Raw genomic sequence first — 13472 nt, forward strand, 5'->3', positions numbered from 1 at the left:
GGGGTTTATGCGAGTTGTGCCGATCGCGTCGGTAGCACGGCGACGATCCGTCCCGGACCAACGGACGTGCCCTTCGAATTCTCCGACCACATCTCGAGTTCGACGAAACCGGCACCCTCGAGCCACTTGCGTGCGACGCGCCCCTTGACGACGACCGTATCGCCCACCGTATTGAACAGACGCATCCGGAAGCCACTCAGACGCCGGATCGTACCCGCGTCGCCGATGTATTGCCGAACCGTACGCTCCCACATCCCCTGCAGTAGATAGTTGTTCGCGTACATCTCGGGCGCACCCGTTGCCCTGGCGACTTCGCTGTTGTGATGGATCGAGTTGAAATCGCGGTTCGAGCCGGCGGCCATGACCAGCCGGTACACCGTGAGCGGGAATGCGATACTGTCCAGCGCTTCGCCTTCGATCACGTCTTCCCAGTATCGCTGCTCGTGCGTCATGATGTGGTGCTCGGGTTGTAGCGGAAGAACGTCGTGCGCGTGCGGGCCACGACGTCAAGCTGCTCGTTGACGAGTTGCGACTGCCACGTGACGAATGCACCGCGCCCGACCCGGGTTTCCTTCGGTTCGCAGGCGACGAGCAGTGCGCCGTGCTTCATCAGACGATCGCCGACCGTCACCGGAAGCAAATAATCGATCTCAATATCGGTCGCGAAGAAGCCGATCGTCGGAGGCTCCAGTCCGCACCGGATACCGGACACCGCGCTGCGCGACGGCTGCGCATCGCGCGCGTCACTGTCGAACAGCACGTCTCCCGGTCGCCACATCGGTTCGAGCGCGAATGTCGGCAACGCGGCGACCGGTACGACGACCTCGTCATGGCCATGACGGCGAGCAACGTCACGGTCGTAGTGCAACGCGCAGTCGAACTCCAGCGGCTCCAGCCAGCGACGCACCGAGCTGAGTTCGATACGATCGGCAACGAACACTGGCGGGCGGTCGTCGAAGTCGCGACCGACCGCAGCCATCATGGGCTGCCAGTCGACCTTCCATGCGTCTGAGGCGAAGGGCACAGTTCATTCTCCCGTGGATCGAGCCGGCGCGTCCATCGCGCCGGATTCGATATGCCTGCGATACTTACAGATCCAGTACGAGCACCGACGACTTTGCGCGTGAACAACATGGCGTGCACATGTCGCCCATGGCATGTTCGTCGTCGGTCAGGAACACGTCTCGGTGCTCGACCTCTCCTTCGAGGACGCGAGTAAGGCACGTACCGCACGTGCCCTCACCACATGACGTATAGATGTCGATGCCCTCATCCGCCAGCACCGCCGTGATGGAGCGATCAGCGGGAATGCGGAAGGTTTTCCCCGTACTCGCGATCCGGACGTCGAATGCACCGTCATGCGACGTGTCGACCAGTTTCGCATTGAAATACTCGAACCGAACTCGATGCTTCGGTATGCCGGCACGTTCGGCCGCCGCACAGACCCAGTCGATGAAACCGGACGGGCCGCACACGTAGATCTCTTCGTTGTCGCCAACGTGGCCTAATTCGGCATCGATGTCGAGCTTTTGCGACGGTTCGCCGTCATCGAAATGGAACGCAACGCGCGATGCGAACGGCGCCTGCCGGATGCGGTTCAGAAACGCGGTGCCATTGACACTGCGCGTACAGTAATGCATGACGAAATCGCGCCCTTCCGCTTGCAGTGCCTCGGCCATGCACAGTAACGGCGTCACACCGATGCCGCCCGCCATAAGACGCACGCGCACGCCGGGACTCAACGGAAAATGATTGCGCGGCGGACTGATCTCCACCAGCGCCCCCTCCGAAAAGCCGTCGTGAATCGCCATCGATCCGCCGCGCGACGCCGAATCGCGCAGTACACCGATCACATAGCGATCGCGCTCCGACGGCGGATTGCACAGTGAATACTGCCTTATGACGCCGGGCGCCACATGTACGTCGATGTGTGCACCGGCGCCGAATGCGGGCAACAGCGCTCCGTCTGGCGCGCGAAATTCGATACAGACGATTTCAGGAGTTTCCAGCGTACGGCGTGCGATCTTTACGACGATCGTGTCATTTTCATTCATGATGTTTCTCTGACCGGGAGTAACGATTCTGCTCACTTCATCGTGCATCGAACGGGAAGATGCTTTGGACCACTCACGAAAGTTGAAGCAATGAAATCCATGTCATCGACCAGCTCAACCTTGCTCAGCGTCGGGATAAGCTCCTCGAACAGGATACGCATCTCCATCTTCGCGAGATGCTGCCCCAGGCAGACGTGGGCACCAAACCCGAATGCAAGGTGTCGGTTCGGCTTGCGATCGATGTTGAACTCGAACGGTTCAGGAAAAATCTCCTCGTCACGATTCGCCGACCCGTAGCACAGCATCAGCCAATCGCCCTTGCGGATCGTCCTTCCGCGGATTTCCGTGTCGGCGGTTGCGGTGCGCATGAAGTGGCGCACCGGCGACGCGTAACGCACGGCTTCGTCAATGAACTGCGGGATCAGCGCTGGATTGGCCTGAAGTCGTTCCAGCAGGCCGGGGAAGTGGCCCAGCGCCCACATCGCGACTGACGTCGACGACGACGTCGTATCGTGGCCCGCCGTCGCGATGATCACGTAGTAGCCGAGGCGGCTCACCTCGTCGATCGGCTTGCCGTCCACCACGGCATTCGCGAGCAGGCTCGCGACGTCATTACGGGGATCGTTCTTGCGCAATGCCGTCAGGCGCTCGAAGTACGCCTTGAAATCGGCAACGACTGACATCAACGCCTTGCCCATCGCACTATCAGAATTTCCTTCACGCCGCTTCTCACGCTTGAATTCGGAGTCTTCGCTACCGAACATCTCCTGCGTCAAGGAGAGCATGCGCGGGGCATCTTCCTGCGGCACGCCGAGAATGTCCATGATGACGTGAAGCGGATAGTGCAGCGCAATGTCATTCGCGAAATCGATCGTCTGCCCGTTCTCCTGTCGGATCTTTTCCACCGTGGCGCGTGCCAGCGTGCGGATCCGGTCGTCCAGCTTGAGAATGCTGTTCGGCATGAACCACGACTGCGTGAGCACGCGCAGATTCTTGTGCTCTTCTCCGTCGACATGCACCAGTGATTTCACAACGTTGGGGCTCCCCGTCATGTCAATCACGTGCTGGATCGATGCCTTCGGTCGGCACACCACGGAGTAGTCACCGTTATGGAACAGCACGTTATCCCGCGAGATCGCAGAGATGTCAGCATGCTTCGTGACAACCCAGAACGGATCGTGCCCGTCGGCGACTGCGCGCGCGACCGGATTGTTCGCACGTGCCCAGGTATACGTCGCATGCAATTGATCGAGATCGGTGTAGGCCTTCGGATCGACCAACTGGTTAGCCATTTCGCCAGGCAATTCAAAATTCGTCGTGTTCATGATCGTTGCTCGATAGTTCATTGTTCAAGGCAGGAAATTGCTATGTCGACTGTCCGCATGCTGTCTTGTCCTGGTGTGCGCGGTCGTGCGGAGGGATCACGATGCACATTACATTCGGAATCAGGATTCTGTTTCTGAATTTTTAGCGTCATTTCCCTGTCGTTCAATGCGTGCTTTCCCTTAGCATTGCGGACGGCCTGGACAGCACGATACGGATGGTGTCAGCGACCCGCGGGGTACTGCATAATGCGAACCTGGTTCGCAACAATTGACAGCCCAGCGCCCATGCCCGAATCCGAGAAGTTTCCGGACAAATCGAAGAGCCGACGCCAGCTCTCCGCTCGCACTCCGGCACCAGCCGAACAGCACGCCGATGTTTTGCCGGCATTGCGTCCTCCGCGTCAATCGCGCAGTGAAGCAACGCTAGCCAACATGCTTCGAGCCGGGCGCGAATTGATCGAACAGCACGGTGACTTCGACGATGTCGTCATTGCCGACGTCATTCGCGCAGCCGGCACCTCGACCGGTGCGTTCTATTGCCGCTTCAAGGACAAAGATGCGTTCGTTGCGGCAGTCGTGGACGCAACGTTCATCGAGCTCCGGGCCGACGCCGACAAAACCATCGAGGAAGACGCCGTTTGGCGCAGCGGTGACGCGCGCGCAATCATCGGCGGCATCGTCCATCACTACACCAATATGTGCCGACGCAACCGCGGTGTCTTCAGAGCCGTCCTGCGCTATATCGCAACCGGCGCCCCGGACTCACATCCAATGCGCCTGCTCGATTGCCACATCAAGGATCTCGTCATACCAGTCCTCGCGCCACTTCTGACTGGCCGCTCGACCAAGGTGTCGACCCAGGAAATCAGATCCGCGATCCAGATGATCTCCAGCACGCTCGCGATGGCCGTGCTAACGGATCCCGGTCCGATGCGTTTCGAGGGCGGAACGCTGGAAAGCCAGTTGCGGCTGATGATGCAGCGCTACTTGCGCATCGACTAACGGTACACCGCCGCGACGGCGGTGATGTGGCGGCGATCGCGAATCAACCGTCGCCACATCCGTCTACCGTACGATGTCGCCGTACGGCACTGGCACAACAGCGCCAATCAGATCAATTGCGCCTGACTGTGATGGTCTGCGGTTCGGTGCAGGCCAACATCCCTTCGACGCCATGCTCGATGCCCAGGCCAGACTGGCCATGGCCGGCGAACGGCGCATCTGGAGAGAGATACATGCTTTCGTTGATCCATACCGTTCCGCTTCCGATGCGTTCGGCGACTTGCGCGGCGAGCACTTCGTCGCGCCCCCAAATCGAACCGGCGAGACCATACGGACCCGCGTTGACGCGCTCGACCACCTCGTCGATCGAGTCGTAGCGCAAGATCGGCAATACCGGGCCGAATGCTTCCTCCGACACCACGCGCGCGTCCTCCGGCGGATTGTCGACCAGCGTAACGGGAACGAAATACCCAGGTCCGTCCGGCACCTTCCCCTGAAAACAGATATTCAGACCGGCTCGACGCGTCTCGTCGATCAGATCGAGCACACGGCGATACTGACGCGCATTCTGGATCGGGCCAAGCTGGCTGCGCCGATCCGTTCCTGGACCAACCACCACGTCCTTCGCATACGCAATCAGACCGTCGCGCACCGCGTCGTAACAGTCACGATGCACGTACAGTCGCTTAGCCGCGACACAAACCTGCCCGCTGTTGGTGAAAGCTGCCCAGAACAGCGACGGGATCAGCGCATCGACATCTGCATCGGGCAGCACGATCGCCGCATCGTTGCCACCGAGTTCGAGCGTGAGCCTCTTGAGCGTCGGCGCCGCGCCTGCCATCACACGCCGCCCCGTTTCGGTCGAACCGGTAAAGCTCACCTTATCGACGCCATCGTGTGCGCTGAGCCAGGGCCCGAGATCGTCACCACCACTGACCACGTTGATCACCCCCGGCGGCAATATGTCGGCCAGCAGCTCCGCAATGCGCAACACGGTCAGCGGCGTCAGCGGCGACGGCTTCAGTACCACGGTATTGCCGACCAGCAGTGCCGGAATGACTTTCCACCACGCCAGCAGAACCGGGAAATTCCACGGTGCCAGTGCGGCCACTACGCCCAGCGGCACGCGCCGCGTGATGCTGCGGCGCTGCGGGTTGTCCTCGTTGACGACTTGCTGCGGGAACGTCAGCTTGCACTGACCCTGCATGAACCGCAGCAGGCTATTGAACTCGAACTGCGCAAACGCGAGCGGCTTGCCCTGCTCCCGTGTCAGCAGCGCCGCGAGTTCGTCGCGCGCGACTTCGATCCGCGGCGCGAACTGTTCGAGCAATGCGCGGCGCTGTTCGATCGGAACAGCACGCCATGCCGGAAAGGCACGACGCGCAGCCGCGACGGCGTGATCTAGCTGTTCCCGCGTGCAATCCGGCGCGTGTGCGAATACCTGTTCGTCGGCCGGATCGACCACCGGCAGCAGCACGTCTCCGCTCACCAGTTCGCCGTCGATCAGCATGTGAAACGGATGCGACTGATCCATCATGAACTCCTCCGTTGGAATAATCCGGTTGGTGGGCCGCATCAGGGCAGCAGGACGATCTTCGTGCACAAGCCGCGATGCTGATCGTCGATCGCTTCGTTGATACGCGGAAGCGGATACGTGCGAATCATCTTCTCGAACGGAAACCGGCCTTCCAGATGCAGCGCCATCAGTTGTGGCAGGAACACGTCGGGCTCGCTATCTCCTTCGATGATGCCGCGATAGGTGAACCCGCCACGCATCAACTGAAGGAGCGTGCCGGGCAGCGGGAGTTCGCGCTCGCTGGCTGGCGGGACCCCGACAAAACCGAACGTCCCGCGCGACGCCAGGATGCGCGGAACGGCTGAAATCACCGCGTGGCGCCCGCTTGTATCGAGCACGTAGTCGATGCCGTCCGCGCAGATTGCGCGCGCCGCATCAGCCAGATCGCCGGTCGCCGCCGGGTCAAGCACGTGGGTGGCGCCCAGTTCGAGCGCAAGCTCGCGCCGGCCTTGATGCGGCTCAACCACGATAATCGTCGTACATCCCTGGATCACCCCGCCCATCACCGCGCTGAGCCCCACCGCACCGCCGCCGATCACCATCAGCGACGAGCCCGCGCGGCAGGCCATCGCGCGCATCACCGCGCCGGCACCCGTCTGCACGCCGCAACCGAGCACGCCTGCCAGCTCGAGCGGCACGCCATCCGGCACCTTGACGATATTGCGTTCCTTCGCAATCGCGTGCGATGCGAACGACGACTGGCCGAAGAAACCACCGGAAACGGCGTCGCGTGCGGCGCGCAGCGTTTTCGAGCCATCATCGCGCACGCCGAAATAGTTGAGTGACGTGAATGCCTTGCAGTAAGGCGATGCGCCCGCCGTGCAACAGGAGCAGCGGCCGCAGGACAAGAAGGTCAACGCGACGCGATCGCCCGGCTTTACCTTGGTGACGTGCATCCCCACCCGCTCGACGATGCCCGCGCCTTCGTGGCCGAACACGGCCGGCATCGTCATCGGGAAATAGCCTTCCTGCGCAACCAGGTCGGTATGGCACACGCCCGCTCCGACGATACGAACGAGCACTTCGTCGACACGCGGCTCATCCAGCTCGATCGATTCGAGCACAAACGGCGCATTAGGCGAGTGCGTAACGGCTGCAAGGATCTTCATCGTGATAACACCTCGATTGGCGGCGAGTAGAGAGCGGATCTCATTTTTCGGCCTTTTTCCGATACCGTCGAAGCGACGGTGCATCGTGCGTCAGTGCGTGCGGACAGGTCGAACTCCGTTCGGTTCGATTTCGACATCCTCAACGCACCTTGCCGGGCAAGGTACCCTCGTACTTGCAGATGATGGTGAGCATGATCTCGTCGGCGCCACCGCCGATCGACGTCAGCCGGCCGTCGCGATAGAACTGCGACACCAGGTTTTCGCGCGTAAAACCCATACCGCCCCAGTACTGCAAACAACTGTCCGTGACCTCCCGCATCAGCCGGCCGGCCTTGAGCTTGGCCATCGACGCGAGCCTCGTGACGTCCTCGCCTGCGGCATACTGATCCACCGCCCGGTAAGTGATCGAACGCAGCGCCTCGACCTCGGCGCGCAGCTCCGCTAGGCGAAAATGCACGATCTGATTGTCCAACAGCGATTTGCCGAACACGTTGCGTTCACGCGTGTACTCGATGGTCGCGTCGATCACGCGGTCGAGTGTACGGAGCGCCCGGGACGCGCCCCACATCCGCTCTTCCTGGAACTGCAGCATCTGATAGGTGAAGCCCTTTCCGTCTTCACCGATCACGTTTCGCCGCGGTACGCGCACGTTGTCGAAAAACAGCTGCGCCGTGTCGGAAGCGTGCATACCGATCTTGTCGATCTTCTGGCGCGTGATGCCGGCGGCATCCATCGGCACGACGATCAGACTCTTGTTGCGATGCGCAGGCCCGTCCGACGTGTTCGCCAGCAGGCAGCACCAATTGGCCTGCATGCCGTTAGTGATCCACATCTTGCTGCCGTTTATCACGTAGTCGCCACCGGAGATGTCGGCGCGCGTCTTCAACGAAGCCACATCGGAGCCTGCGCCTGGCTCGCTGACACCGATGCAGCCCACCATTTCACCGGCAATTGCAGGGGCCAGATACTGCCGCTTGAGCTCGTCGCTGCCGAATTGTGCGAGCGCCGGGGTGCACATATTGGTCTGCACACCTATCGCCAGCGGTACGCCACCGCAGTCGCATTCCCCGAGTGCCTCGGCCATCGCCAACGAGTAAGTAAAGTCGAGCCCCAGCCCGCCGTATTCCTCCTCGTAGGTGACACCCAGCAACCCGAGGGCCCCCAGTTTTCTGAAAACCTCGTGTATCGGAAAGGATTCGGCGCGCTCCCACTCTTGCACGTACGGATTGATCTCGTTCTTGATGAATCGGGTCAGCATGTCGCTGATCTGGCGATGCTGTTCGGTGTATTGCATGCTGCCCTGTCTCCTGTGAACCGTTGTTTGACGTCATTGACACGGCTGGTCAGGCCGCATCGGCGGGCTGCATCACACGCCAATGGGCGAGCGCATCATCCAGTGTGACGAATGTTTTTGATTGCGGCGGCCTGGCGGGTGTTCTCGAGAAGCGCGGTGCCGGCGCCGGCTGGGTGATGCCGTCCACCTCGATGAAAGTGCCCCGCGCTCGATGATGCGGATGCTCCGGAGCTTCGTCCCAGTCCAGGACCGGCGTCACACACGCGTCGACACCGTCGAGCATCGCGCACCATTCGTCGCGCGTGCACATCCGGAACAGGTCGGCCAGCTTCACCTTCATCAACGGCCAGCGCGCGCGGTCCATCTGGACGTCGAACAGCGGATCCTCGATCCCGCATCGTTCCATCAAGGTCCGGTAGAACTTCGCCTCGATCGGACCGACCGCGATGTACTTGCCGTCGGCGCATGCATACGTGTCGTAGAACGGTGCGCCGCCATCCAGCAGGTTTTCGCCGCGCGGGTGGCTCCACTGCCCGGCGCCCTTCATTTCGTAGATCATCGTCGACAGCAGGCTCACGCCGTCGGTCATCGCCGCATCGACGATCTGCCCGCGCCCCGAGCGGCGAGCCTCGAACAGCGCAGCCAGCAGGCCGAACGCGAGCAGCATTGCGCCGCCACCGAAATCGGCGACCAGATTCAGCGGCGGTACGGGTGCGCCTCCCGGTCGACCGATCGCATGCAGCGCGCCGCTCAGCGCGAGATAGTTGATGTCGTGGCCGGCCGCCTGCACGAGCGGCCCGCTCTGCCCCCAGCCTGTCATGCGGCCGTAGATCAGCGACGGACAGCGCTCGAGGCACGGCTGCGGCCCCAGGCCGAGTCGTTCCATCACGCCGGGGCGAAACCCCTCGATCAGCACATCCGCCCGGGACACGAGATCGAGCACGGTGGTCGCCGCGACGGGCTGGCGCAGATCCAGCTCGAGCGTGCGGCGACCGCGCGTCAGCGTGTCGTCGGCCGTCTCGCCGTCGCGGCCCGGCCGCACGATCCGGAGTACATCGGCACCATGATCCGCCAGCATCATTGAGCAGAACGGCGCCGGCCCCAGCCCTGCAAACTCCAGCACTCTCAATCCCGTCAGGGCGCCCGCCATATTCCTTCCCCGTTCGCAGACGTATTCCGTCATCACCGGAACCGATGATGCGGCAACCGTGACGCCGTTCAAATCGTCCGAAACGACGAATCGGCGAGCCTGTCGGCACGCAGTTCGTCGGATGCGACGATGTGTATCGAACAGGCTGCCCGCAGAATCAAGCGTAATCGTGGCGCCCGCGGACGATCGGAACCGGCTGCTCCGGCCCATCGCCAGACCACCCAATAACATTGGAGACATACGGTGCAAATCGATCTTTCAGAGGTAATCGACGACGCGGGATTCGGCCTGTTTCAGACCACGCTACTCGCGCTGTGCTTTCTGATCGTGACGATCGACGGGTACGACCTCGTCGTCATGGGTGTCGCGCTGCCGACGATCATTTCTGAAATGAAGGTGGACGCCCACGTGGCCGGGATGGTCGCCAGTTGCGCACTCGTCGGCATGATGTTCGGGGCGATCGTCATGGGTGCGCTGGCCGACCGCATCGGTCGGGTTCGCACGATCTCGGCATGCGTGGCCCTGTTCAGCATCCTGACCGCCGCGAGCGGCCTCGCACGCGACCCCGTGTCGTTTGCTGCGCTGCGTCTGATCGCCGGCATCGGCCTTGGCGGCGTGATCCCGTGCGTGACGGCCATCGTGGCGGACTATGCGCCCCGGCACCTGCGCGCCCGGCTGACGACGATCATGCTTGCCGGCTACCCGCTCGGCGGCGTACTGGCCGCGTGGCTCGGCAAGCACCTCATGCACGGATTCGGCTGGCAGTCGGTATTCTTCGTCGCCGGCGCATCGCTCCTGCTGCTTCCGGTCATCTTCAGGCTGATGCCGGAATCGCCGGCAATCCTGCAGAAGCATCGGGACACGACGGCCCTGCGCGCGCTCATGCGCCGCATCGCCCCCATGCGCATCGTTTCCGATACCGACGAGATTTGCGTACCGCTGCCCGTCCGTCACGCAAAAGCGCCCGTTGCACTGCTGTTCCGCGACAATCGCGGCTTCAGCACGCTCATGCTCTGGCTCGGGTACTTCTCAGGCCTGTTCATGCTGTACGGCCTCAATTCCTGGCTGCCGAAGCTGATGTCGCTCGCCGGCTTCAGCCTGGACGCCGCATTGACCTTCCTGCTGTTGATGAATATCGGCTCGATCGCCGGCTCCTTCGCCGGCGGCTGGCTAGCCGATCGATTCGGCCTGAAGCGAGTCATGATGGTCATGCTGATCGTGGGCGCAGCCGCGATTGCGCTTGCCGCGCAAACGCGCGGCGCCGGGCCGCTATCGATTGTCATCTTCATCGTCGGCATGACCGCGTCGGGCGTGCAGGGTGTCGCCAACGCCTATGTCTCGCAGTTCTATCCGGCCGACATTCGTTCGACCGGTATCGGCATGACGCTCGGTATCGGACGGCTCGGCGGCATCGCGTCGCCGATCGCGATCGGTCTGCTGCTATCGCTTCACCTGCCCGTTCAGTATGTCCTCCATGTGGTCGCCGGATTCGGCTTGCTGCAGGCGGTCGCGATGTGGTTCGTCGACGACCGGGTGGCCGATTTCGCGCCGGCCCGCTCGACGAACACGCAGTCGGCGCACGACACGCCCGTGTACGGCGCTGCCGGCAAGGCGGTCGATTGACCCATCGTTCCGGCCGCGACGTATGCCATGCAAGTGCGCCGGATCGTCCCTCCTTCATCTCCCTCTGACAGCCATGAACTTCGATTTATCTCCGGAACTAATCTCCCTGCGCGATCGCACGCGCCAATTCATCGCCGAGCAGGTCATTCCGCTCGAGGCGGATGCGGCATCGGACGTCGCCACCGGCGCCCACGGTCCGAGCGAGGCCCTGCGCGGTGAACTGATCAGGCGCGCTCGCGACGCCGGCCTGCTGACGCCGCACGCGTCGGTCGAGATGGGTGGACTCGGTCTCAGTCACGTCTCGAAGGCGGTCGTCTTCGAAGAAGCCGGCTACTCCTGGCTCGGCCCGACCGCGCTGAACATCCACGCGCCCGACGAAGGCAACATTCATCTGATGGAAGCCGTCGCGTCGCCCGAACAAAAGGCGCGCTGGCTGCGCCCGCAGGTCGATGGCCTGACGCGCTCGTGCTTTGCGATGACCGAACCGGCACCAGGCGCCGGCGCCGATCCGTCGATGCTGCAAACGCACGCGGTACGCTACGGCGACGACTACCTGGTATCCGGCCGAAAATGGTTCATTACCGGCGCAAGCGGTGCGAACTACGCGATCGTGATGGCACGGATGGACGACGGTTCGGCCACGATGTTCCTGACCGACATGGATCGCGAAGGCATCCGCCTCGAGCGCAGCATGGACGCGATGGATCGCTGCTTTACCGGCGGGCACGGCGTGCTGTCGTTCGACCGGGTCAGGATTCCTGCAGCCGACGTGCTCGGCGAAGTCGGCAAGGGCTTCCGCTACGCACAGGTTCGCCTTGCACCGGCGCGGCTCACGCATTGCATGCGCTGGCTCGGCCAGGCACGCCGCGCGCACGACATCGCGACCGAATACGCGCGTGGGCGTCACGCGTTCGGCAAGCCGCTGGGCGAGCACGAAGGCGTCGGGTTCATGCTCGCCGACAACGACATGGATCTGCAGACCGCCCGTCTGCACATCTGGCATACCGCCTGGCTGCTGGATCAGGGTCATCGCTGCAATGTCGAATCGAGCCGCGCCAAGGTGATCTGTTCCGAAGCGCAGTGGCGCACCGTCGATCGCTGCGTACAGATCCTCGGCGGCCAGGGTGTCACCGGCGAAACCGCGGTGATGCGCATCTTCATGGACATGCGCGCGTTCCGCATCTACGACGGCCCGAGCGAAGTCCATCGCTGGAGCATCGCTCGCAAGATCCTGGCCGGCACGGCAGGCCGCGTCGCGCGACCCGACGCAGAAGCCGCCACGCAGAACGCAGCGGGAGGCGCACGATGAACACGTTCGCCCCTGCCTCACCCTCACTCGATGCGTGGCTTCGCGACGCCGGCATCGCCGGTTCAGGCGATATCGCCGTCGCGCCGCTGTCCGGTGGCCAATCGAATCCGACCTTCGTCGTGCAGACTGGGCACGACCGCCTCGTGCTGCGCAAGCAGCCGGCTGGGCCTTTGCTGCCGTCGGCCCATGCAATCAACCGTGAATATCGCGTGATGCAGGCGCTGCGAGACAGCGCGGTACCGGTGCCCGACATGATCGCCTTTTGCGACGACGCGTCGATCGTCGGCACGCCGTTCTACCTGATGGATTTCGTGGAAGGGCGCGTGATGGTCGATCAGTCGCTGCCCGGCATGCAGGCTTCCGAGCGTGCGGAGATATACGGCGAGACGAACAGGGTCATCGCGGCATTGCATGCTGTCGATATTGCCAAAGTCGGGCTCGACAGCTTCGGCAAGAGCGGCAACTACTTCTCCCGCCAGATTGCCCGATGGTCGAAGCAGTGCCGCGCATCGACCATTCCGGTCAGCGAGCCGATGAGCAGGCTGATCGCGTGGCTGCCCGACCGTATCCCGGGCGACGATGAAACCACGCTTGTCCACGGCGACTTCCGTCTGGACAATCTGGTGTTCCATCCGACCGAACCGCGCGTGCTGGCGGTACTCGACTGGGAACTGTCGACGCTCGGTCACCCGCTTGCGGATTTCGCGTATCACTGCATGAGCTGGCGCATCACGCCGACCGTCTGGCGCGGGATCGCCGGGCAGCCGCTCGACACGCTCGGCATTCCGGCGGAAGCGGCCTATATCGACCGATACGAAGCCGCGACCGGCCGACATGCACGCGAACACTGGGAGTTCTATCTGGCCTACAACCTGTTCCGCATGGCCGCGATCCTGCATGGGATCGGCGAACGCGCGGCGCAAGGCAATGCTGCTGCAGCCGACGCCGTCGAGACCGCCGCCAAGGCGCTCCCGCTCGCCGAACTCGGATGGGCGTGCGCGCAGCAGTATGACGCGGCACGACGCTGACG

General features: G+C 62.8%; 12 protein-coding genes. 4 read left to right on the forward strand and 8 right to left on the reverse strand.

The annotated features are described in order from the left end of the window. Window positions 1-5: 5 nt before the first annotated feature. From HAV18_RS06600 to HAV18_RS06615, 4 genes are all read right to left on the reverse strand, one after another. Complete coding sequence (locus HAV18_RS06600; RefSeq protein ID WP_166953916.1) at window positions 6-452, reverse strand: acyl dehydratase; 447 nt, start codon at window positions 450-452, stop codon at window positions 6-8. Continuing rightward, on the reverse strand, window positions 449-1024 hold the full coding sequence (locus tag HAV18_RS06605) for a MaoC family dehydratase N-terminal domain-containing protein (protein WP_208101722.1): 576 nt from the start codon (window positions 1022-1024) through the stop codon (window positions 449-451). The genes HAV18_RS06600 and HAV18_RS06605 overlap by 4 nt, the downstream gene beginning before the upstream one ends. 64 nt (window positions 1025-1088) lie before the next feature. Then, window positions 1089-2054 carry a PDR/VanB family oxidoreductase gene (locus tag HAV18_RS06610; RefSeq protein WP_166953918.1) on the reverse strand — a complete coding sequence of 322 codons (966 nt, stop codon included), beginning with the start codon at window positions 2052-2054 and terminating at the stop codon, window positions 1089-1091. A gap of 32 nt (window positions 2055-2086) precedes the next feature. Continuing rightward, complete coding sequence (locus HAV18_RS06615; RefSeq protein WP_166953920.1) at window positions 2087-3379, reverse strand: cytochrome P450; 1293 nt, start codon at window positions 3377-3379, stop codon at window positions 2087-2089. 285 nt (window positions 3380-3664) lie between these two features. On the opposite strand from HAV18_RS06615, the gene HAV18_RS06620 reads away from it, so the two are divergent. After that, window positions 3665-4381 (forward strand): TetR/AcrR family transcriptional regulator, encoded by a 717-nt coding sequence (locus tag HAV18_RS06620; RefSeq protein WP_166953922.1) that lies wholly within the window; start codon window positions 3665-3667, stop codon window positions 4379-4381. Window positions 4382-4493: 112 nt separating this feature from the next. Here the strand turns inward: HAV18_RS06620 and HAV18_RS06625 are convergent, their stop codons facing one another. Genes HAV18_RS06625 through HAV18_RS06640 form a run of 4 tightly spaced genes read right to left on the reverse strand, consistent with a single transcriptional unit; the run spans window position 4494 to window position 9510 of the window. After that, a complete protein-coding gene (locus HAV18_RS06625; RefSeq protein WP_243771550.1) occupies window positions 4494-5918 on the reverse strand; it encodes an aldehyde dehydrogenase family protein in 1425 nt (474 codons plus the stop codon). A gap of 38 nt (window positions 5919-5956) precedes the next feature. Continuing rightward, a complete protein-coding gene (locus HAV18_RS06630; protein ID WP_243771551.1) occupies window positions 5957-7150 on the reverse strand; it encodes an NAD(P)-dependent alcohol dehydrogenase in 1194 nt (397 codons plus the stop codon). A gap of 55 nt (window positions 7151-7205) precedes the next feature. After that, a complete protein-coding gene (locus HAV18_RS06635) occupies window positions 7206-8360 on the reverse strand; it encodes an acyl-CoA dehydrogenase family protein (RefSeq protein ID WP_166953924.1) in 1155 nt (384 codons plus the stop codon). Window positions 8361-8409: 49 nt separating this feature from the next. Further along, window positions 8410-9510, reverse strand: a complete 1101-nt coding sequence (locus tag HAV18_RS06640; RefSeq protein WP_166954191.1) for a CaiB/BaiF CoA-transferase family protein — start codon at window positions 9508-9510, stop codon at window positions 8410-8412. A 243-nt stretch (window positions 9511-9753) separates the two neighbouring features. On the opposite strand from HAV18_RS06640, the gene HAV18_RS06645 reads away from it, so the two are divergent. The 3 genes from HAV18_RS06645 to HAV18_RS06655 all read left to right on the forward strand — a co-directional run bounded on the left by HAV18_RS06645 (window position 9754) and on the right by HAV18_RS06655 (window position 13470). Further along, a complete protein-coding gene (locus HAV18_RS06645; protein ID WP_407062403.1) occupies window positions 9754-11133 on the forward strand; it encodes an MFS transporter in 1380 nt (459 codons plus the stop codon). A 73-nt stretch (window positions 11134-11206) separates the two neighbouring features. Next, complete coding sequence (locus HAV18_RS06650) at window positions 11207-12442, forward strand: acyl-CoA dehydrogenase family protein (protein WP_166953928.1); 1236 nt, start codon at window positions 11207-11209, stop codon at window positions 12440-12442. Next, window positions 12439-13470 (forward strand): phosphotransferase family protein, encoded by a 1032-nt coding sequence (locus HAV18_RS06655; RefSeq protein ID WP_166953930.1) that lies wholly within the window; start codon window positions 12439-12441, stop codon window positions 13468-13470. Before HAV18_RS06650 ends, HAV18_RS06655 begins: the two co-directional genes overlap by 4 nt. Window positions 13471-13472: the final 2 nt, after the last annotated feature.

This window comes from Burkholderia sp. D-99, from assembly GCF_011605345.1.
Taxonomy (GTDB): domain Bacteria; phylum Pseudomonadota; class Gammaproteobacteria; order Burkholderiales; family Burkholderiaceae; genus Burkholderia.